Here is a 21,485-nt window from a genome sequence, read left to right as displayed (position 1 = left end):
CGGCGCTACGTCTTGCGCATCGGCGCGGGGCTCCACAGGCCGCTGCGGGTCGCCGACCCCAGATCCAGCCGGGCTGGCACCGCGTCCGGGTAGTAGGGCGTCAACCGCTGCAATGCGCCCCAGTCCCGGAACCAGTCGTCTTTGAGGTACGTCGGCACGGTGCTCGCCTTGACCAGCAGCTCGGTGATGCCCAACGGGCCACCGCCGATGTTGTCCATCACCGGGGAGTTGGCTTCGGCGCCGAATCGGTCCGGCAGGATGCGCCACTTCGGGGCCTCGATGACACCGTTTTGGTGACCGAACGGGCGCTGACAGGGGAATGCCAGCCCGACCAGCCAGTCCAGCAGCACCGGATCCGACGAGCCGACCACCTCCTGCAGGGTGTGCAGCTTGGGGATCCGCGGCGGGGTGACCGCAATCCAGTGCTGCGGTGCCAGGTCGTCGTCGGTGGCGACCAGCCGGATCTGGGTGGCCCCACGCGGGATGGCGGAGAGCGGCGCGCGCAGGTTGCGCCAGGCCGGTGCCGCCCCGACGTCACCGAATTCGATGGTTCCGCCCGGTTTTCCATCCTCGCCGGCCCACTGCACGGTCACCTCGCCCGGGTCGAACCGGCCGGCGGCCGTCACCACCAGCAGCGGCCCGGACTCGCCCGCCGGCGGCAGCCGGTACCACGCCGACCGCAGCACGGCGGGGATCTGCACGCCGGAACGCCAGCTGCCCAGCACCGGTGTGCGCGCCGCGTCGAGGTCGTAGGGCAGCCGGGCGCGGGAGCCGTTCACGCCCGGGGCCGTGGTGCCCCCCTCGGTGCCGGCTTCACTGCTGGTGACCAGCCCGTCGTCGTCGAAGCCGCCGCTGGGTGGCGCCATCACCGGGTCGGCGGACACGTCGGTGGGGATGCCGTTGGGGGTGAAGCCGTCACCGCGCACCGCCCCCAGCGCCTGCCCGGCGGGCGCGCCGACCGGCGTCAGCATGCCCTCGTTGGGATGCTGTTCGACGAGTACATCGGTGGCCAACCCGCAGGTCTTGCCGGTCAGCGCTTGCAAATTGGATCGGCCGACCGACCACGCCGGATATTGGTCGGTCATCGCCAGGGTCAGCGACAGCACCTCGAATAAGATCAGCAGCCAGGCCGCGGCCGCCAACGGCGACCGCATCACCCCGGCCAGCCGCGACCGCAGACGCGAAAGCCAGGCGGGTCCGGTGGCGTCGTCGCCGGCGAAGTGGAACCACGCCGCGACCAGCAGGATCAGCACGGTCAACCCGATCAGCATGGTGGCGAAGGCGAACCGCCACTCCGGGAACGCATTCGACCACGGCACCCCGAAATTCGACACGTACCACCAGCCGTTCACGCTGGCGAACGACAGCGCCACGATGAACAGCACCAGCGCAGCGAACAGGCTGCGGTTGCGCCGGGACCGCATCGCCGCCGCGCTCACCGCCACCGCGGCCAACGCCCCCAGCGAACCGGCCAGCCCGGCGAACACCCCGAAGTGGTGCGTCCATTTGGTTGGCGTGAACATCATCGCGATGAACGAGATGATGGTGATGCCGATGATCCGGCGGCTGGGCCCGGCGGCGGTTCCCGGAATCCGGCCCTTGCGCAACGTCATCGCCACCGACACCGCCAACGCCACGACCAGCGCCAGCACCGCGAAGCGCCGCGCCACCGACCCGTCCGGGGTGTGCATCAGCAGCCGCTCGTAGCGCATGTACTCGTCGAACCAGGCCAGGCTGGGCCCGACCGCGGACTTGAACGCGCTGGCCTGCACCTCCCCGGCCAGGGTCTGGTCCCGGAAGATCAGGATGATGGTGACGGTCACCGCGGCGGCCACCGGCGCGGCCAGCGGCAGCAGGCCGAACCGCTTGGAGCGGCGGTGCAAGATGGTGCGCAGCGGCCCGACCGCCACCATCAGCGCACCGATGGACGCGATCCCGGTCGGTCCGGAAAACAGGGTGAGCGCGCCGAGGATGCAGGCGACCGCCACCGGCAGCAGCCGGCTGGTGGCCACTGCCCGCTCCACCGAACACCAAGTCAGCAGGATGCCCAGCGCGATGATCGGCTCCGGGCGCAGCCCGTTGTTCAGCGGCAGCCAGAACGCCAGGAACATCCCGGCCGCCGTCCATGCCGCGGCTCGGCTGCTCTTGACGGCGTGACCCAGCCGGGGGATGACTTCCCGGCTGATCACCCACCAACAGGCCAGCGCCATCAGCAGGGTGGGCAGCCGCATCCAGATGCTGGCGGTGGTGACGTGCGCCCACAGCGCCAACAGGTCGTAGTACCAACCGAACGGCGCCTCGGGGGTGCCGAACCAGCGGTAGTAGTTCGCCATATAGCCGGCGTGCTCGGACACCCGGGCCATGGTCAGGATGTAGCCGTCGTCGGCGGTGTTGGCGCCGACGAAATGCCACCACACCAGCACCGCGGTGACCAGCGCGTCCAGCGGCGACATCGACCACCAGCGCGACGGCAGGAAGCGGCGATGCCGGGTGCCGTCGGCGGTGTCGAGGAGATGCAGCGCGACCAACGCGATCACGGTCGCCGCCACCCCGAGGATCATCGCGGCCAGCTTCAGCGGCGTCGGGGAACTGCTGTAGCGGGTGTCGACGGTCGCCGAGAACGCCAGCCCGGTCGGCGCCGGGCCGTCCAGGTCGGTGAAGACGCCGACGATCTGCGGCCGGAAGTCGTAGCCGCCCCGCTCGCCGCGCAGCGGATCGCCCGCGTGGTCGCTGTTGGGGCCCTTGGTGAGCCCGACGAATTGGCCGGTGACCTTGTCGGCGTGCGCGGTGAACACCAGCTTCTGGCAGGCCGGGCTCAGCACCTGGCTCAGCGGGGCGACCACCACGGGTGTGTTACGGACGATGACCAGCAGGTCGTCGTTGACGCGCTCGATCAACAACCCGCGGTCCACGGCTTTCGGCGCCTGCTTGGGCACGGTGGACAACAGCACCGATTTGGTTTTGGTCAGCCCGGCGGCGGTCTGGCACGGGACGCTGATCTCCAGGTCGGTGGCCACGTAGCCGATCAGCGGCGCCTCGACGCTGCTCAGCACCCCGTTTTCGGGCCAGTTCAGTTCGGCGGTGGTCTGCTTGACCGGCAACAGCGGGGTGAGCACCGCCAGCAGGACGCCGAGCAGACCCGCGACGACAGCAACGATGCGGACAACCCGGTGGTTTGCCCGTTCGTCAGTCACGGACGTAGATGGTAATTGGCCGACAACTTCGTCCTTGGTGGCCATCAGTGCCTCGGCTCAGGCGTGCGGACCGCGAGCACGAACGGACCGATGCCGGTGACGGTGAAGTGCGGGTCTTTGAAGAGGGCGGCATCGAAGTCCACGGTGTAACGGCGCACGTTGGGGTGGTTGGGGTAGACGTCCTCGGCCAGCCGCAGCGTGTAGCTGTCGTTGGCGCCGCGACGCATCAGGAACACCGTCGGCGGCTGCCAGGGCAGGGTGTCCAGCGCGTGGCGGAACGCACCGGCGGTCTTCAGCTTCGACCAGCTCTTGATGGCGGCGGCCCGCTGGTCGAACTGGGCCAGCGGGTTGGCGTAGTGCGATGTCAGCCCTTGAAAGCCCCAGTAGGGGTAGTAGGACAGGAAGCTGTAGTCGGCGGTGAGCACGACGGTCTCGTCCCGGGGTTGCCCGGTGGCCGCGGTGATGGCGGCGTCGATCTCGCGGTAGTACTTCTCGGCGCTGGGCGGCCGGCGGTCGCCGCGTTGCCCGTAGCCGTCGGTGTCGGTGTAGGCGACGGTCAGGTCGGGTCGCAGCACATCGGGGATGTCCTGGCTGAACGCCAGCGCGCCGGCCAGCCCGATCGCGGCGGCCACCGGGACCACGCCGCGGCCTCTGGACTTCAGCGCCTGGGTGACCTCGATGAAGCCGAATACCCCGGCGGCGGTCAACAGCACGGTCAGGGTGGGTTGCAGCCGAAAGCTCAGCAACGTGGTGCGGGCCAGGGTGGTCAGCATGGACAGCAGCGACCACGCGTAGACGGCGCTGACGCCGAGCGCCAAGGCGCCCGCGCGCACCGAGCCGCGGGCCCGGACCACCAGCCACAGCGTGCCCAGCAGACACAGCGCGCCCAGCAGGGTGAACTGCAGCATCGGGAAGGTCAGCTCGGCGCCAGCGGGCGGCAGATAGTGGAAGGCGCTGCCGGTGTGCGGAATCCCTTCCTTAGCGGCGCGCAGCACGAACGGCGACCAGGTGGTGGCGGCCACTGCGACCGCGATGACCCCGGCGACGGCGAGCCTGATCAGCGGGTCCAGCGCGGCCTTGAGTCCGTTGCTGCGGGCCCGCGTTGCGGCCAGGCCGAGGCCCATGAGGGTCACGGTGAACGCGCTGAAGCCGGCCAGCAGGTTGTAAAAGGTGGCCGTGAAGCCCAGGAAGACGCCGGCGCCGACGATTGCGCCCCAGCCATTGGCGCCGCCGCCGGCCGCGAGTGGGAATCCGGCGACGGGCTCGTCGGCGTGTCGGTCGTCAGATTCCCACTCGGCGGAAGCGGGGGAGCGTCCGGCGGCGCGCAGGCCCGACCAGGTCAGCACCAGCACCGGCGGCAGCAGCACGGTGATCATCGCGGCGTACGGCTCCGGCGAGCTGTAGGCCAGCGTCACCGCCGCGGTGGCGGCCGTGACGGTCACCGCGAGCTCGAAGCGGATCAGCCGGGTCCACAGCACCAACGCCAGCGCCACCGCGATGGTGATCGAGGTGATCGCCCACGGCTTGTACATCTCCCAGCCCGGGGTGCCGGTCCATGCGGCAGCGCGCCCACCCAACCAAAACCAGCCCGGCGGGTAGAACGGCGGCAGGCCGAGGTAGGTCATATCGCGCAGCGCGGGGCTGTCGGTGAGCCGCGTCAGGTACTCGGTGCGGAACTGCTGGTCGACGGAGATGCCGAACAGGTACAGCTTGGTCGCGCCCAACGGCATCGCCAGGGTGACCACCGAGAACGCCGACACGAACACCACCGCGCCCAACTGCGCCAACCGCCGCCTGCCCCGCCGCCACAGCCAACCGGCGGCGATCAGCCCCGCGAGGCAGCCGACCTGGCCGACGGTGGTCAGCGCGTGCAGTTGGTTCGACGACGGATAGGCGGGCCATTCGACCCGGGCGATGGCGATCAGCGACATCACCGCGACCACAAGGGCAATCGCGGCCGCGAGGATCATCTGGCCCACGCTGGCCAGTGCGTTCCGCATGATCAGATGGGCAGCTTACGGAAGATCGCCCGCGGGACGTGCCGCAACACCATCATCACGTAGCGGAATGCTCCGGGCGCCCAGACCAAGTCCTTGCCCTTCGCCGCGGCGGTGACCGCGAGGTTGGCGACGTAGTCCTTGTCGACGGTCAGCGGCGCTTCCTTGACGTGCGCGCTAAAGCGGGTGCGTACCTGACCGGGCCGAATCACCAGCACCCGGACCCCGTGCGGGCGCAGCGCCTCACCGAGACCCAGGTAGAAGCCGTCCAGGCCGGCTTTGGTGGAGCCGTAGACGAAGTTGGATCGGCGCACCCGCTCCCCGGCGACCGAGCTCATCGCGATGATCTGGCCGAAGCCCTGGGTGCGCAATTTTTCGGCGAGCAGCACCCCCACCGAAACCGCTGCGGTGTAGTTGATCTCCGCGACCTGCACGGCTTTGCGCTGGTTTTGCCACAGTTCCTCGGCATCGGCGTCCAGGCCGAACGCGACGATCGCCACGTCGACGTCGCCCGAAGAGAAGGCCTGCTCGATCACCTTCGGGTGGCTGTCGGTGTCCAACGCGTCGAAGTCGATGAGCTCCACCGACTTGGCGCCGGCGGTCTCCAGCTGCTTGACGGCGGCGTCGCGGCCGGGGTCGTCGGGCAGGCAGGCCAAGATCACCCGCGCGTGCGCGTTCTGCAGATAGCGTTCGCAGATCGCCAGCCCGATCTCGGAGGTGCCGCCGAGCAGCAGCATCGTCTGGGGGTTTCCGGTGGCGTCGATCATGTTCGGTGGGCCTTCCTTACAGCAGTTCCAGGCGTCGGGCCATGTCGGAGGCGAATACGCCGTGGGGATCGGCCTTGCGCCGCGCCGCGATCCATTCGTCGATCCGGGGATACATCTTGTGGAAGCGCTCTGCACTGACCCGGGAATCCTTGGCCGTGTAGACCCGACCGCCGAACTCCATCACCCGGTCGTCGAGTTCGTTGAGGAACGCGTTGGCCCCGGGCTTGTTCGGGAAATCCATCGCGACGTTCCAGCCGGCCATCGGGAAGCTCAGCGGCGCTTGGTTGCCGGGACCGAACAGCTTGAACACGTTGAGGAACGAGTAGTGGCCCTGGGTTTGAATCCAGCGAATGATGCCCTTGAACTCCGCCATCGCATTTGGCGGCACCAGGAACTGATGCTGGGCGAAACCCGCAGGGCCATAAGCGTATTGCCATCCGGTTGTCAGGTCGAGCATGTGATAGAACTGTGTCAAGTTCAGGATCTTGCCGGTGTAGGTGCCGCCCATCCGGTAGTAGACCTCGCCGATCGCCATACCCGACAGCTTGTTCACCGCGCTGATCGGGAAAACGTTGGGCACCGCGGGCAACTGTGGCGCAGTGAATTGCAGCGGGTTTTTGGCCAGCTTCTTCGGCAGCTGATCGAGTGTGGCCAGGCTGCCGCGGCTCACCGTCGCCCGGCCCAGCTTGGGCGGCGGGCTGATCAGGTCGAACCAGGCGGCGGAGTAGGTGTATTTGTCTTCGCTGCCGTCGAGGTGCACGGCGACGGTTTCGTCGAGGTCCTTGGTGGCGATGCCGTCGGCGATGAAGTAGGCGGTCTCGGTGCGGGTCATCGCGATGCGGGCCCGCAACACGATGCCGGTGAGACCGTTGCCGCCGATGGTGATCCAAAACAGCTCGGAGTCCGGGCCGTCCGGGGTGATGGTGCGCACCTCACCGTCGGCCATCAGCAAATCGATCGACAGCACATGATTACCGAAACTGCCGGCGCTGTGGTGGTTCTTGCCGTGGATGTCCGAGGCGATCGCCCCGCCGACGGTGACCTGCCGGGTGCCGGGCAGCACCGGTACCCACAGGCCGAACGGCAGCGCCGCCTTCATCAGCTGATCCAGGCTCACCCCGGCGTCGACGTCGGCGATCGCGGTGTCGGCGCTGAGCGAGTGGATCTTGTTGATCGGGGTCATGTCGACGACGACGCCGCCGCCGTTTTGCGCCTGATCCCCGTAGGATCGTCCCAGGCCCCGCGCCAGGACGCCCCGGCGCAGATGTGACGGGCTGTCGGAGTTGGCGTCGGCGACCTGCTTGACGACGGTGGCGATCCGCTCGACGTCCGGGGTGGACAGGACTTGGGCGACCGTCGGCGCGGTGTGGCCGAACCCGGTGAGGGCACGCGGTGTGAGGGCCGGAACAGCCGCTGGCTGGGTAGACATCGCTGGCAAGGGTACCGCGACGGGCCCGGGGCTCAGCGCATCCGGAAGATCACCGCCCGCTGCACGATGAAATTGATCACCGTGGCGGTGCCCTGGGCGATGACGAAAGCCACCGGCTTGGCCCACGGCCGCTCGTGGTAGTGGAACAGATCCAGGCACACGTGGTTGATGCCAACCTGGGCGGTGAAGGTGATCGCGTAGAGCACCATGACCGCGACAAAACGGGCGGTGCTGGGCGCAGCCTGGAAGGTCCACCGCCGGTTGATCAGGTAGGCGGTGATGGTGCCCGCGACAAAACTGGTGGCTTTGGCCGCATCGATCTGCACGTGCGCCACCACATCCAGTAACTGGTAGAGGCCATAGTCGACGATCGCCGACAGGCCACCGGTGACGACAAACCGCCACACCTGCGTCATCAGACTCAGGGGCGCGCGCGGTGGGGCGATTTCGGCCATCGCGGGAAGTTTACGGCTCGGCCACCTCGAATCCGTTTGACGCCTCCGGACCGCCGTGCGACCATGGACGTCGCGAGCACCTCGCTAGGTGAGGCGTCTGCACGGATATAGGCCACTGACCCTGAACGTCGAGAGACGCCCCGGGTCAGGACAGCTCTTCCCGGATTAAGGGTTGAGCCCAAGTGGCTTCCGGATGGTTTTTCCGGATACGCCGGGTAGTGCCGAAGCTCTGACGAGAGGGGTGCGTGTCCGCCGATTTCGGGCGGGCACTGTTTCCCCTTCTGTGCGTGCGTTTTTGGTGACACCCCCGTGTGTCCTGGCCGTGAGGAGGTGAGGGCGAGATGAGTCCCAGCGATAGTCCGTATGCGTATTCGACCTTTGTTTCGTCCCGATCCGGTCCCGGCGCTTCTTCCGCTGCCTGAACCCGACGCTTTCGGCCGCTGTTTCGCCCTGCCCGCTCACCGCGGGTCGACGGTGTGGCCGAATCCGTGCTGGTAGCGGCCAACGAACCGCGGTCACCGGTCGGGCCTCCCGACAGGAGACCATCATGGCTTTTGTTCTCGCACACCCGATCCCGACCGCCCGGCGGTCCACGCTGCTGCACGCCGGCCGCACTGCGGCGAGCCGGTTGTGGGCGCGGCGCACCCCGCAGCAGCGGGCCGCCGCCTACGTGTCACGGATGCCGGTCGCGGTGATCACCGCTTCACTGGGCGGCCACCCGACGCACCGGCGGGGCTAAGCACCGATGACCATGCAGGAAAGTGAGCGGTCGACAACGCTCGACGTGCTCATCCACGAGCCCGACACGGTCGCCGGATCGGCCCGCCCCGCGGCGGCCGATTCGGCGCACGTCGGGGATATCGTCGGCGCGTTCGGGCGAATCCAGCACGCCGATGTGGGGGCACGCCGTAACCGCTGGCAGCGGCTGCGCACTCTGCTGGTCATCAGTGGTCCCGGGCTGATTGTCATGGTTGGCGACAACGACGCCGGCGGTGTCGCGACCTACGCCCAGGCCGGCCAGAACTACGGCATGAAGCTGCTGTGGACACTGGTGCTGCTGATCCCGGTGCTCTACGTCAACCAGGAGATGGTGCTGCGGTTGGGCGCGGTGACCGGGGTGGGTCACGCGCGGCTGATCTTCGCGCGGTTCGGCAAATTCTGGGGCGCGTTCAGCGTGGGTGACCTGTTGATCCTCAACGGGTTGACGATCGTCACCGAGTTCATCGGGGTGTCCTTGGCACTCGGATTTCTGGGTTGCCCCAAGGCAATCGCGATCCCGGCCGCGGCGGTGCTGTTGTTCGCGGTGGTCGCCGGCGGCTCCTTCCGGCGCTGGGAAGCGCTGATGTTTCTGCTCATCGCGGTCAACGTGGTCGTCATCCCCATGACGCTGCTGGTGCATCCCACCGTGGCCGGCACGGTGGCCGGCCTGGTCCCGCAGCTTCCGGGCGGGCTGGACTCCACGCTGCTGCTGTTGCTGATCGCCATCGTCGGGACCACGGTCGCGCCCTGGCAACTGTTCTTCCAACAGTCCAACGTGGTCGACAAGCGGATCACCCCGCGCTGGATCCCCTACGCGCGGGCCGATCTGGTGCTGGGCATTGTGGTGGTAATGGTCGGCGCTACCGCGCTGATCGCGGTCACCGCGTTCGGCCTGGGGGGTTCCACCGACGCCGGCCAGTTCACCGACGCGGGTGCGGTGGCGGCCAGCCTGTCGCAGCACACCGGGCGCGCAGTGGGGGTGCTGTTTGCGGTCGTGCTGTTGGACGCCTCGCTGATCGGCGCCAACGCGGTGGGCCTGGCCACCACGTACGCGTTGGGCGACGCGATGGGCCAACGCCACTCGCTGCACTGGAAGCCCACCGAGGCACCGCTGTTCTACGGCGCCTATGCCGTGCTGCTGGCGGTGTCGGCGGCGGTCGCGTTCAGCCCCGACCACGTGCTGGGTCTGATCACCCAGGGGGTGCAGGCCCTCGCCGGGGTGCTGCTGCCCTCGGCGACGGTGTTTTTGGTGCTGTTATGCAACGACCGCGCGGTGCTGGGGCCGTGGGTCAACACCGTGCGGCAAAACGTCGTCGCCTGGATCATCGTGTGGTCGCTGGTGCTGCTGTCGCTGGCGTTGACGACGGTGACGTTGTTCCCGGGGTTGTCGACCACCGCGGTCCTGACCGGTCTCGGGGTCGGCACCGGGGTCGGCGCGGTGCTGGGGGTCGGGGCGACCGTCGCCGGTCGGCGGGCCACCGCGCGGCGCGACAGGGTCGACCCCACCCGCGAGGAACTCGAGGCGATGCCGACGTTGAGCCGTGCCGAACGCAAGCAGGTCCGCGCTGACTACCGCGCCACCTGGCACACCCCGGCCCTCGCGACGCTGGATCGGCCGGTGCTGTCCCCGGCACGGCGGGCCGGGTTGGTGGTGCTGCGGGTCTACCTGGTGGTCGCGGTGGCGTTGGTGGTGGTCAAACTCGTCGAACTCGGGATCGCCTGAGCCGCCTGGCCGTTACCGTTCCTCGATGGCTTCGCTTTGCGCGGCGACACCGTCGAGCACCGCGGCCAGCGTCGGCAACCCGGCGAGCACCGAGCGGTCCCCGGCCGGTCGGTACCACTCGGCCCGCGCCGGCTGGCTGGGACCCCACCGGGCCAGCCAGCCGCGCAACTCGCCGAGCGAATGCGCGTACGGGATGGCGCGCTGGAACAACACCGGGCGGGCCGCCTCCTCGACGTCGGCCAGGTTCACCTCGGTCAGGTATTGCCGCATGCCCGAGATCGCGGCGGCCAACCGGCTGCCGTTCTGGGTCCGCGGCGGCAGTAAGCGGCCCGCCGCCGCCACGCCGCCGCCCAGCACCGCCACCGCGACGCCCCAGAGCGCCCCGGTTCCGAGCACCGCGAGGCCGGCCGCTGCCACGGCCCCGATACCGAGCAACGCGAACCCCGCTAACTCCAGCCGGCGTGCGTTCCGGCGCAGCCAGCCGCTGTCGGCCACGCTCGCGGCGACCTTCGTGCGCGTCGCCACCAGGTTGACCGGGCGGTGGGTGAGTTCGGAGGCCGCCACGTTTTCCCGCCCGCCCGGAAGGATGGCGTCGACGACGGCGCGCTCGAAGTCGGTGACCGCCCCGTCGAGCGGCGCGCGCCGCGAGATCTGGAAGTCCAGCGCACCACCCTGCCCGGGCAGTTCGGCGATCCACAGGTAGTTACGCACGGCCAGGTCGAGGATCGTCGCACCGATGTCGGCGGGGCGGGCCCGGCCGGTGGTCAGCGTCCCGACCTGGCCCGGCAGCACCCCGTCCGGGGATGCGAACGCCAACCCGCCGTCCTGGGGGACCAGCAGTTGCGCGGTCGCGCCCGCGGTGTGGGCGACGGCCTCGTCGGCGCGGCGGCGCAGCCACCCGAACCCGGCGAGCAGCAGCGCCAGCAGGGTGGCCACCGCGACCGCGATGATGCCGGCCGGGTCGTGCACCTGGGCAGTGCCGGCCCCGGCGAGTGGGGTGAACTGGGCGGTGGAGGTGACGGTCCCCGACGGCAGCAGCACCGAAAACACCGCGACGCTGCCCGACTTGAGGCCGTTCTGCTGGAAGGTGACCGTACCCGCGACTTCGGTCTGGGTCAGCGAGCACAGCCGCCGTTCACCGAGTTGCCCGTAGGCGCAGATCGGGGAATCGGGGGACGCGGTAGGGGAAATGAAGGTGCCGGTGAGCGCCTCGATCGGCGCGGACCATCCCGCGGCCAGCAGCCAGGTGAACTGTTGTAGGTCGGGGCTGTCCGCGACGGTGCCGCGCACGGTGTAGGTCACCGTGGAGGAACCGGCGGGGACGGACATGACGAGGTGGCCGCTGTCCACCTGAGCCGACGCCCCGCCCGTCGTCGTCAGGTCGGAGACCTCGAAGTGCTGGATCCGGTTGGCTTCGACGGGAACCTGCAGCGGCAGACGATCGGTGACCGATGCGCGCGGCGGGACGGTGATCGTGGAGGTGACCGCCAGCGATCCGTCGGTTTTGAGGTTCATCTGCACGTCGAGTTTCACGCCCGGCTCGTCGGCGCTAGCGGGCGGAGCCCCGATAGCAAACCCCAGCACAGCGATCAGGCCGATGACCACGCTGACGCGACCGAGGCGCGCCGGCAGGCGGCCAACAAGTGTCCCTCGCCACATGATCCGCAGAGTAACCTACGTTGACGTGCCCGCCGGTCCACGGATTCGTGAACGCGCGGCTCGATGTCGTGACGCACCGGTTCTGTGGGGGGAGGTTTCGTGAGCCGACCGTGGGACCCGTTTGGTGGTGGGTCGCAAAAACCCTGGAACGGTGACGCGTTCGGCGGCGGCCGCAGCCCCTACGGCGCGGCCCGGCCGACGCAGGACCCGTGGGCCGCGGCGCCGGATCCCTGGGGCGCAGCACCGCAGCCCTACCAGGTCCCCGCCGCCGCCAGCGCCGCCCCGGCCCCGGCCCGCGGTGACACCGGCCGCTACCGGGTGCTCTCCGGGTTGCGCCGCCCGACCGCCGCGCCGGTGTACAGCGCCGGCTACCAGCAGGGTTATCCGCAGGCGAGCGGATATTCCGCCCCGTTTTCGGGTTATGCCGCCCCCGCGGCCCCGGTCACCCCGGCCGCCCCACCCCGGGCCGTACCCCAAACACGGTGGGGGGTGTACCAAGCGGTCGACCCGTTCGGGTCACCACTCAGCCCCGCGGCCGCCGCGCCGGCCGCCCCGCCAAAGACCCGCCCCGTCACCCCGATCGTGCTGGGCGCGGCCGCCATCGTCGTCGCGCTCATCGTGGTCGCGGGCGCGGTGGTGGTGGTCGCCAAGAAAGGGACAACCTCGACCGCCAGCGGGCCGATCACGACCGCCAGCGCTTCGGCCACGGTCACCACGCCTGTGACCACCACCAGCTACCCGACCTCGACAACCCGGCGAACCACCAGCACCTCCACCACCAAAACCACCCCGACCGGCACCGCCGCGTTGCAAGACAACCCGCTGTTCGCGAACTTCGGTGCGGGGCTGCAGCGCCAGGTCTGCAATCCTGTCGGCTGGCCCAGCGACGCGGCGGCGGGAAAGGCGTTCTTCGACAGCCTCGCCCCGTGCCTCGACACAGCGTGGAAGCCGCTTGTTGCCTCGACGGGGCTCGCCTACCGTGCGCCGGCGGTACTCGTCCCGACCGGCACCGTCATCAGCAGTCCGTGCGGCACGGAGGATCTGAATTCCAATAACGTTGCTGCGTTCTACTGCGGCAGCAATCAAACGCTGTACATGCCTATACCCGGGCTCCAGCCCGGCCGCTATGGCGATCAACCGATCATCTACATCAGCGTGTTCGCGCACGAGTTTGGCCACCACATTCAAAATGTCACCGGGATCCTTGCCGCCGAATTGGACCTGGAACACAACGCCGGGCCAAGATCCGATGCGGGACTTGAGGCGTCGCGGCGGACCGAGCTGGAGGCGCAATGCTTCTCGGGGATGTTTGTCGGTTCCATCACCGACACCGGCGGCATGTTCACCCAGGCCGACTACCAGACCAACTACGACGACCAACGGCGCGGCGACCGTGCGGGTGAGCCTCGCGACCACGGCACCAGCGCACACGAGCAGGGCTGGTGGAAACTGGGCGGCGACACCGACCAGATTGGTCAGTGCAACACCTGGCTGGCTCCGGCATCGGATGTGGAGTAGCAGGTGGAGGTTTGGTGAGCCGACCGTGGGATCCGTTCGGTGGTGGGTCGCAAAAACCGTGGGACGGTGACGCGTTCGGCGGCGGCCGCAGCCCGTACGGTGCGAGCAAGGTCCCGGACCCGTGGGGTGCGGCCCCGCAGCCCTACCAGGTCCCGGCCGCCGCACACGCGGCCCCCGCCCCAGCCCGCGGCGATACCGGCCGCTACAAGGTGCTTTCCGGGTTGCGGCGTCCAGCCACCGGACCGGTCTACGGCACCGGATACCAACAGGGTTATCCGCAAGCGCCCGGCTACGGCGCAGCGGTTTCGGGCTATGCCGCCCCCGCAGCCCCGGTCGCACCGGCCGCACCGCCCCGCGCGGTGCCCCAAACACAGTGGGGGGTCTACCAATCCGTCGACCCGTTCGGCTCCCCGCTGAGTCCCGCGGCGACCGCTGCGCCGGCCACCGTGCATCAGAAACGCTCAGCCACCCCGATCGTGCTGGGCGCGGCCGCCATCGTCGTCGCACTCATCGTCGTCGCCGGCGCGGTCGTGGTGGTTGCCAAGAAAGGCATGACCTCGACCGCCAGCGGGCCGATGACCACCGCCAGCGCTTCGACCACGGTCACCACGACTGCGACCAGCACCAGCTACCCGGCCTCGACAACCCGGCGAACCACCACCAGCACCCCCACGACCAAACCCACTCCGACCGGCACCGCCGCCCTGCAAAACAACCCGCTGTACTCAGACCCGACGGCCGGCCTGGCCCGCCAAGCCTGCAACGCTGACGGTCTGCCGACCAACGCCGAAACCGGGCAGGCCTTCTTCGCCGGCGTCTTACCGTGCCTCGAGCAGTCCTGGCGACCGCTGATCACTGCGACCACTGGTCTGCCCTACCGTAGCCCGCAGATGCTCGTGCCCGCTGGCACCGTCGTCACCAGCCCATGTGGCACCGTCAACGTCGGGCCTGGGCGCAATCCGGCCTTCTACTGCTCCAGCAATGAGACGCTCTACATGCCAATAGCGGGGATGCCACCCGAGCGCATCGGGAACCACGCGATCCTCTACATCACCATGTTCGCGCACGAATTCGGCCACCATGTTCAGCACCTCACCGGGACACTGCGTGCTGGTCATGAACAGGGCTTGGCGGTTGGTGAGAATTCCGATGCTGGCCTTGAGGTCTCGCGGCGACTTGAACTCCAGGCCACTTGCTTCTCCGGTATGTTTGATAGCTCAATCATTGACACCGGCGGCATGTTTACCGCGGACGACTACCAGATCGTCCTAAACGACCAGCAGCATCGCGGCGACTGGCAGGCCGGCCAGCCTCGGGACCACGGCTCGCTTCAACACAACGGGTCTTGGTGGCAACAAGGCGCCGATAACGACAAGGTAGCCATGTGCAACACCTGGTCGGCGTCATCCTCGGACGTCTCCTAGCCGCGGGTTGAGATTGCGCCTGTGGTCGTGCTTTTCCGAAAAGCACGACCTTACACGCAATCTCAACGCCGCCTGGCCGCTGCACGGCCCCTACACCCAATACGGGACGCGGGCGCGGTACTGGCGCATCGCGAACGCGGCGAACACCCAGCCGATCACGGTCAGCGCCAACACCACCAGCCAGTGCCGCAACTCCTGGTGGGCGCCCAACAGCGGCGCCCGCACAATGTCCAGGTAATGCAGCAGCGGATTGAGTTCGACGATCTTCGCCCAACGTTGCGCATTCTGCTGGTGCAGCGTCGCGTCGTTCCAGATGATCGGCGTCATGAAGAACAGCAACTGCACCACACTGCCCAGCAGCGGGCCGATGTCGCGGTAGCGGGTGGCCAGGATGCCGAAACACAGGGCCACCCAGACACAGTTGAGCACAATCAACGCCAGCGCCGGAACCACCAACAGATCCGCCCACGACCACGGCTTGGGATAAATCGCCGCGATCACCAGGTAGATGACGATGTTGTGGGCGAACAAGATGATCTGGCGCCACACCAGCCGATAGACATGCACCGACAGCGGTGTGGGCAGCTGTTTGATCAGCCCCTCGTTGGCGACGAACACGTCGGCGCCCTCCAGGATGGCGGCGTTGATCAGGTTCCAGATGATCAGCCCGAGCGTGACGTAGGGGAGGTGCTCGGCCAGCTGCAGATGAAACAGCTTGGAGTACAGCCCGCCCATGGCGACCGCGGTGGTGCCGGTGGCGATGGTGATCCAAAACGGCCCCAGCACGCTGCGGCGGTACCGCTGCTTGATGTCCTGCCACCCCAGATGCAGCCACAGTTCGCGGCGCTGGAAGCCCTCAAGCAGATCGCGGGTGGCCCGGCTGAGCGTCCGGGACTGGGCGGCGGCCTCGACGACGGTCATGAACTCTCCTTGGGCCGGCCGAACCTCTCGCGACGCCCCAACCGCCGCAACCGAAACCACTCGATGAGCCCTGCCGGGTCGCGGCGTGACACCAGGAAATACCAGCCGAACCGCAGCCATTCCTGCACCAGCAGCTTGCGCAACCCGGGCTGGGCCATCAGGTAGCCGCGGTTGCGGTAGGTGAAGAACCGCTTGGTGTAATCGTCGGGATATTGGGCGTGCATCTTGCCGGCCAGGATCGGTTTGAACTCGGCCGATCCGCACGGATGCAGATACACCGCGTCCAGGCAGGTGCCGAACGGCAGACCCGACCGCGCCAGGCGGCGGTGCAACTCCACCTCGTCGCCGCGGACGAACAGCCGCAGGTCGGGCACCCCCACCGCCTCCAGCGCCCCGGCCGCGAACAGCGCCCCGTTGAACAGCGACGCGATGCCGGGCAGCAGATCCTGATCCGGTCCGTCCGTCCGCAACTCGCTGGCGTACCGGCGCCAGACCAGGCCGCGCCGCAACGGAAACGCCAGCCGCGCCGGATCGTCCAGGTTGCACACCATCGGGGATACCTCGACCAGCCGATGTTTTTCGGCGCAGGCCAGCAGCCGCGCCAGCACACCCGAATCGGCGGGCTGCCCGTCGTCGTCGGCCAGCCACACCCAGTCCGCACCGGCCGCCAGGGCGTGCAACATCCCGAGCGCAAAACCCCCTGCACCGCCGAGGTTTCGGCGTGACCCCAGATAGGTGGTGGGGATCGGCTGGCCGGCCACCAGATCGCGGACCCGCTCATCGGCGTCGTTGTCGACGACGATGAGATGGTCCGGCAACCGGCTTTGCGTGGTCAAGACGCCCAGCGACTTGGCCAGCTGATCGGGCCGCCGGTGGGTGACCACGACGGCATACACCAGCTCACTCACGGTGTGTCACCGACGGTTTCGGCGAGGACTTCGCGCACATGCCGGGCGGCGTCCTCCCCCTCGTAGGCGCCCACCACCTCTTCGATGCCGCCGGTCATCTTCACGGTGCCGTGGTCGATCCACATCGCGGTCTTGCACAGCCGGGCCAGGAACTCGTTGGAATGGCTGGCGAACACCAGGATCCCGGACCGCTCCACCAGGCCCTGCAGCCGGGTTTGGGCCTTCTTCAAAAAGTCGGCGTCCACCGCGCCGATGCCCTCGTCGAGCAGCAGGATCTCCGGGTCGATGCTGGTGACCACGCCCATCGCCAGGCGGACCCGCATCCCGGTGGAGTAGGTGCGCAGCGGCATCGACAGGTAGTCGCCGAGCTCGGTGAACTCGGCGATCTCATCGACCTTGGCCTGCATCTGTTTACGGGTCTGCCCGAGGAACAGGCCCCGGATGATGATGTTCTCGTAGCCGGAGATCTCCGGGTCCATCCCCACCCCGAGGTCGAATACCGGCGCGACCCGGCCGGTGATGCTCGCCGAACCGCGCGTCGGCTCGTAGATCCCCGACAGCAGCCGCAGCAGCGTCGACTTGCCGGCGCCGTTGTGCCCGACCAGGCCGACCCGGTCGCCGTGCTTGAGCGACAGGGTGATGTCGCGCAGCGCCTCGATCACCACGACGTTGGAGGTGTTGCGGCCGATCTGGCCGCCGGCCTTGCCGAGGAAGGCCTTCTTCAGCGATCGCGACTTGGCGTCGAAGATGGGGAACTCCACCCAGGCGTTGCGCGTCTCGATGTGGGGTCTGTGGGGCGTAGCCACCGTTCCTCTTACAGGTATTGGCCGGTGCCGGAGTGGCCGGGCTGTCCGGGCACTTTCACCCCGGGCGGCAGCGCGCCCTGGCGCATCTGCTCCAGCTGGGCGCGGGCCGCCATCTGCTGGGCGAACAGCGCGGTCTGGATGCCGTGGAACAGCCCCTCCAGCCAGCCGACCAGCTGCGCCTGGGCGATCCGCAGCTCGGCGTCCGAGGGCGCGGTGTCCTCGCTGAACGGCAGCGTGAGCCGGTCCAGTTCTTCGCGCAGCTCGGGCGCCAGCCCATCCTCGAGTTCCCGGATGCTGGTGGCGTGCACCTCACGCAGCCGGTTGCGGCTGGCCTCGTCGAGCGGTGCCGCGCGCACCTCCTCGAGCAGTTGCTTGATCATGGTGCCGATCCGCATCACCTTGGCGGGCTGTTCCACCAGGTCGGTCAGCGACCGGTCCTCGGAGTCGTCGTCCGCTTGGGCCGCCGCCAGCATCCGCGGGTCAGCGCCGCCGATGATCTCGATGCCATCGTCGTCGGTGCTCATGGACTCACCCTCTCTATCGCGTGTTCCCGCTGTTCGCGGCGGTGTCGTGCCCGCGCCATTCGTAGATGCGGGCCCCGCCATTGTCGTAGATCTTGGCCCACGACTTGGACGTGTCTAGTGACACTAGCCCGTCGGGCAGCGCGAACCCCCGGACCACCGGGCTGCTGACCAAGACGTAGCGGATATTCAGCGCGCGCACCGCCTCGGCCACTTGCGGGTCCGTATCCGCGTCATCGGCGTGTACCCAAAAGATGAAGCGGTAATACCCCGGTCCCTGCTGCATCGGGTAGTCGTAATGCGTCCACAACGGGTGCAGGTCGGCCACCGCGTACATCCAGGCGGTGCCGTCGGTGTTGGCGTTGCCGATCAGGGTGTCCTTGGCGCCGGGCAGGGTGGCCAGGTAGGCGAACGCGTCCAGGTCCTTCTGGTCGATCATCACCGAGTCGTACTTGTCGCCCAGCAGGAACCGATGCCGCGGCAGGTAATGCCAGGCCAGGCCGACGGTGGCCACGACCAGCAGCACCCCGGTGGCCGCCGCCCAGGCCGGCGCCGGCGGCGTCGCCCACCGGTCGGTCAGCCGCCGGGCGGCCATCACCGCCAACCCGACCAGGGTGAACAATCCGATCCCGGCCATCGGCGCCAACAGCAACGTGGTCACCGCCGCGATCCGGCGCGGATCGTTGTAGAAGAGTTCGCCCACGCCGCCGGCCGCCGCGCCGACCGGACCGCCTAACGGCGTTCCGGCATTCACATTGACCACGATCAACGCCGCCCACACGGCCAGCGGCCACCAGATTTTCTTGACCAGCAAGGCGAACCCGCCGACAGCCGCCAGCCCGGTCAGGGCGTACTGCACCGGGAAGTCGTTGAGGTGGCGGGAGTGCTGGAACACCGCATCGAACAACCCGCGCTTCTTGCTGAGATAGGTCAGGAAGGAATGCCCGGCGATGATGTCCTCCTGCTGTTTGACGCGGAGGAACTGCGGCAACAGCACCAGCCCGGTGACCACCGCGACGCTGGCCAGCGCCACCAGGTCGCCGAACCGGCCGCGCACCGGATGCCACAGCGCGTCGAGCAGCCACCAGGCCAGCACCAACAAGACCACGATGACCCCGCCGCTGATGTGCACCGAGAACACCCCGACCAGCGCCAACACCGCGACCGGGATGCGGTCCCGGTGGCCGGGCGTGGAGGTAATCAGCGCGAACACCGGCACCGCGAGCCCGTAGGCGACCAAGTTGGGCATCGCGGCGGTGCCGAACTCGACGTAGGGCACCGCGGTGAACGACGCCGCCAGCACCGCCGCGGTGGCCGCCGCGCCGGCGACCCGCCAGGTGGCCTCGGTAGACGCGGCCCGGCCGCGCAGCAGTCGCCAGGTCAGGATCGCGGCGCTGAGCGGAAACAGCCAGGTCGCGGCGGCCAGCGAGTTCAGGGTGTAGCCGGTGGTCGACGCCGCGCCGGTCAGTTGGCAGAACACGGCGGTCAGCGCGTGGAAGGTGGACGGGTAGTACAGCAGGGCGTGGGTTTCGACGTTACGTAGCTCACCCATGTGGGTCGGCGACGCTTGTCCGGTGTCCAGGATGAACTGCACGGTGTTGGCGTGCCACACCGCGTCCCAGGTGCTGGGGATCGTTTGCCAGTGCGGCATGCCGCCCAGCGCGGCGTAGCCGATCAACACCGCACCGAGCAGCACACCCGCCGCCACCACGACCGCCGGGCCCCGGCCGGGCCCCAGCACCTCGGCCTGGGTGTCCCGGTAGCGGGCCAGCAACGCCCGCAACCCCGCCGCCAGGGCGGCGATCACCACCAGCGCGGCCAGCGCTGTCCAAGCGTTCCAAGGGATTCCGATCGCGCCGAGCGGAACGATGGTCACCGCCACGACCCCGTAGGTAAGCGCCGGGCCAACAGCGATCGCCACCGGCCACGTTAGCCGCGCGATCCGCGCCACGACCGCCCCTGGCGCGATCTGCAACAGCAAAGCGATTACCACTCCGAAGCCCAGTCCCACTGGTCTAGTATGTCTGCCCGGGTGACCTGGCTTCCGGTGGCGGGGACGTATCCGGGCGCCCCGCTACCGTCACGGTTTGCGTAACATGCGGAAGCTCTAAGGTGGCTGCCATGGTCTACGACGTCGCCCGGGTGCGTGGTCTGCACCCGACGCTTGGCGACGGGTGGGTGCATTTCGATGCGCCCTCCGGGATGCTGATTCCCGACTCTGTCGCGACCACGGTGTCGACTGCGTTCCGGCGGTCGACCCCGACCAGCGTCGGTCCACACCCGTCGGCGCGGCGCAGCGCCGCGGTGTTGGACGCGGCCCGGCACGCGGTGGCCGACCTGGTCAACGCCGACCCGCGCGGCGTGGTGCTGGGCGCCGACCGGGCGGTTTTGCTGTCCTCACTGGCCGACGCGTCGTCGTCGCGGGCGGGACTGGGCTACGAGATCGTCGTCACCCGGCTCGACGACGAGGCGAATATCGCCCCGTGGCTGCGCGCGGCGAACCGCTACGGCGCCAAGATCAAGTGGGCCGAGGTCGACATCGAGACCGGCGAGCTGCCCACCTGGCAGTGGGAGACCCTGATCACCAAACCCAGCCGCCTGGTGGCAATCACCTCCGCGTCGGGAACGTTGGGGACGGTCACCGATCTGCGGGCGGTGACCAAGTTGATCCACGAGGTCGGCGGGTTGGCGATCGTCGACCATTCCGCGGCGGCGCCGTACCGGCTGATCGACATCGAGGAAGTCGACGCCGACGTGGTCGCCGTGAACGCCGTCAGCTGGGGTGGTCCGCCGATCGGGGCCCTGGTGTTCCGCGATCCGGCGTTGATCGACTCGTTCACGTCGGTGTCGACCGATCCGCAGGCCGTCGGGCCGGCGCGGCTGGAGGTGGGGCTGCACCAGTTCGGGCTGCTCGCCGGGGTGGTGGCCAGCATCGAGTACCTGGCCGCCCTCGACGAGTCCGCCCGCGGCACCCGCCGGGAACGGCTGTCCGTGTCGATGCAGTCGGCCGCCTCGCACATGAGCCGGGTGTTCGACTACCTGATGACCTCGCTGCGGTCCCTGCCGCTGGTGATGGTGATCGGTCGGCCGGAGGTGCGGATTCCGGTGGTGAGTTTCGCCGTGCACGAGGTGCCCGCCGAGCGGGTGGTGCAGCGGCTGGCGGACAACGGCATCCTGGCGATTTCCAACGCCACCTCCCGGGTGCTCGACGTGATCGGGGTCAACGACGTCGGCGGCGCGGTCACCGTCGGGCTGGGTCACTATTCGACGACGGCCGAGGTCGACCAGCTGGTGCGCGCCCTCGCCTCGCTGGGGTAACCCCTCACGCGAGCGTGCGTAGTAAGAGAGTTATGACGCGTGTTGGCGAAGAAAGTGGCGTTTTTCTAGGAGATGGCGACGTCCTC

The 21,485-nt window shown here is 68.7% G+C and carries 16 protein-coding genes and 1 riboswitch; of the genes, 5 read left to right on the top strand and 11 right to left on the bottom strand.

Translation table 11 applies throughout. From position 1 onward, the window contains the following. Positions 1 to 5: 5 nt before the first annotated feature. The 5 genes from ACAG26_RS07355 to ACAG26_RS07335 are packed head-to-tail and all read right to left on the bottom strand — an operon-like array spanning position 6 to position 7,803. Complete coding sequence (locus tag ACAG26_RS07355; RefSeq protein WP_370480785.1) at positions 6 to 3,239, bottom strand: arabinosyltransferase domain-containing protein; 3,234 nt, start codon at positions 3,237 to 3,239, stop codon at positions 6 to 8. After that, positions 3,239 to 5,194 (bottom strand): arabinofuranosyltransferase, encoded by a 1,956-nt coding sequence (locus tag ACAG26_RS07350; protein ID WP_370480783.1) that lies wholly within the window; start codon positions 5,192 to 5,194, stop codon positions 3,239 to 3,241. Before ACAG26_RS07350 ends, ACAG26_RS07355 begins: the two co-directional genes overlap by 1 nt. A 2-nt stretch (positions 5,195 to 5,196) precedes the next feature. Beyond that, positions 5,197 to 5,958 (bottom strand): decaprenylphospho-beta-D-erythro-pentofuranosid-2-ulose 2-reductase, encoded by a 762-nt coding sequence (locus tag ACAG26_RS07345; protein ID WP_370480782.1) that lies wholly within the window; start codon positions 5,956 to 5,958, stop codon positions 5,197 to 5,199. Positions 5,959 to 5,974: 16 nt separating this feature from the next. Then, positions 5,975 to 7,387, bottom strand: coding sequence for an FAD-binding protein (locus tag ACAG26_RS07340; RefSeq protein ID WP_370480781.1), 1,413 nt, complete (start codon positions 7,385 to 7,387; stop codon positions 5,975 to 5,977). A 32-nt stretch (positions 7,388 to 7,419) separates the two neighbouring features. Then, entirely contained in the window at positions 7,420 to 7,803 is a 384-nt protein-coding gene (locus ACAG26_RS07335) for a GtrA family protein (RefSeq protein ID WP_370481193.1), read from the bottom strand. Between the two features lie 112 nt (positions 7,804 to 7,915). Beyond that, positions 7,916 to 8,090: riboswitch (M-box (ykoK) riboswitch) on the top strand. A 299-nt stretch (positions 8,091 to 8,389) separates the two neighbouring features. On the opposite strand from ACAG26_RS07335, the gene ACAG26_RS07330 reads away from it, so the two are divergent. Beyond that, positions 8,390 to 8,581 carry a hypothetical protein gene (locus ACAG26_RS07330; protein WP_071029220.1) on the top strand — a complete coding sequence of 64 codons (192 nt, stop codon included), beginning with the start codon at positions 8,390 to 8,392 and terminating at the stop codon, positions 8,579 to 8,581. 6 nt (positions 8,582 to 8,587) lie between these two features. Beyond that, entirely contained in the window at positions 8,588 to 10,324 is a 1,737-nt protein-coding gene (locus tag ACAG26_RS07325; protein ID WP_370480780.1) for an NRAMP family divalent metal transporter, read from the top strand. A gap of 12 nt (positions 10,325 to 10,336) precedes the next feature. Here ACAG26_RS07325 and ACAG26_RS07320 read toward each other — a convergent pair whose 3' ends face one another. Then, the gene (locus ACAG26_RS07320) at positions 10,337 to 11,983 is read right to left on the bottom strand and encodes a DUF2207 domain-containing protein (RefSeq protein ID WP_370480778.1); all 1,647 of its coding nucleotides are present in this window, start codon (positions 11,981 to 11,983) and stop codon (positions 10,337 to 10,339) included. 99 nt (positions 11,984 to 12,082) lie between these two features. Here ACAG26_RS07320 and ACAG26_RS07315 point away from each other — a divergent pair, with 99 nt between their 5' ends. Next, on the top strand, positions 12,083 to 13,501 hold the full coding sequence (locus ACAG26_RS07315; RefSeq protein ID WP_370480776.1) for a neutral zinc metallopeptidase: 1,419 nt from the start codon (positions 12,083 to 12,085) through the stop codon (positions 13,499 to 13,501). 14 nt (positions 13,502 to 13,515) lie between these two features. Next, a complete protein-coding gene (locus ACAG26_RS07310; RefSeq protein WP_370480774.1) occupies positions 13,516 to 14,925 on the top strand; it encodes a neutral zinc metallopeptidase in 1,410 nt (469 codons plus the stop codon). Between the two features lie 90 nt (positions 14,926 to 15,015). Here ACAG26_RS07310 and ACAG26_RS07305 read toward each other — a convergent pair whose 3' ends face one another. The 5 genes from ACAG26_RS07305 to ACAG26_RS07285 are packed head-to-tail and all read right to left on the bottom strand — an operon-like array spanning position 15,016 to position 20,092. Beyond that, positions 15,016 to 15,846 carry an ABC transporter permease gene (locus ACAG26_RS07305; RefSeq protein ID WP_370480772.1) on the bottom strand — a complete coding sequence of 277 codons (831 nt, stop codon included), beginning with the start codon at positions 15,844 to 15,846 and terminating at the stop codon, positions 15,016 to 15,018. Further along, on the bottom strand, positions 15,843 to 16,754 hold the full coding sequence (locus tag ACAG26_RS07300; protein WP_370480771.1) for a glycosyltransferase: 912 nt from the start codon (positions 16,752 to 16,754) through the stop codon (positions 15,843 to 15,845). Before ACAG26_RS07300 ends, ACAG26_RS07305 begins: the two co-directional genes overlap by 4 nt. Further along, positions 16,751 to 17,560: an ABC transporter ATP-binding protein gene (locus tag ACAG26_RS07295; RefSeq protein WP_370480770.1), complete on the bottom strand. Its 810-nt coding sequence runs from the start codon at positions 17,558 to 17,560 to the stop codon at positions 16,751 to 16,753. The genes ACAG26_RS07300 and ACAG26_RS07295 overlap by 4 nt, the downstream gene beginning before the upstream one ends. Positions 17,561 to 17,568: 8 nt before the next feature. Next, on the bottom strand, positions 17,569 to 18,084 hold the full coding sequence (locus ACAG26_RS07290) for a bacterial proteasome activator family protein (protein ID WP_370480768.1): 516 nt from the start codon (positions 18,082 to 18,084) through the stop codon (positions 17,569 to 17,571). Positions 18,085 to 18,097: 13 nt separating this feature from the next. Further along, complete coding sequence (locus tag ACAG26_RS07285; RefSeq protein ID WP_370480767.1) at positions 18,098 to 20,092, bottom strand: DUF6541 family protein; 1,995 nt, start codon at positions 20,090 to 20,092, stop codon at positions 18,098 to 18,100. A 110-nt stretch (positions 20,093 to 20,202) separates the two neighbouring features. Here ACAG26_RS07285 and ACAG26_RS07280 point away from each other — a divergent pair, with 110 nt between their 5' ends. Continuing rightward, complete coding sequence (locus tag ACAG26_RS07280; protein WP_370480765.1) at positions 20,203 to 21,399, top strand: cysteine desulfurase-like protein; 1,197 nt, start codon at positions 20,203 to 20,205, stop codon at positions 21,397 to 21,399. Positions 21,400 to 21,485: the final 86 nt, after the last annotated feature.

The organism is Mycobacterium sp. pUA109, from assembly GCF_041287095.1.
Classification (GTDB): domain Bacteria; phylum Actinomycetota; class Actinomycetes; order Mycobacteriales; family Mycobacteriaceae; genus Mycobacterium.
The sequence above is the reverse complement of the archived record's forward strand: the minus strand, read 5'-3'. Positions and strand labels throughout refer to the sequence as shown.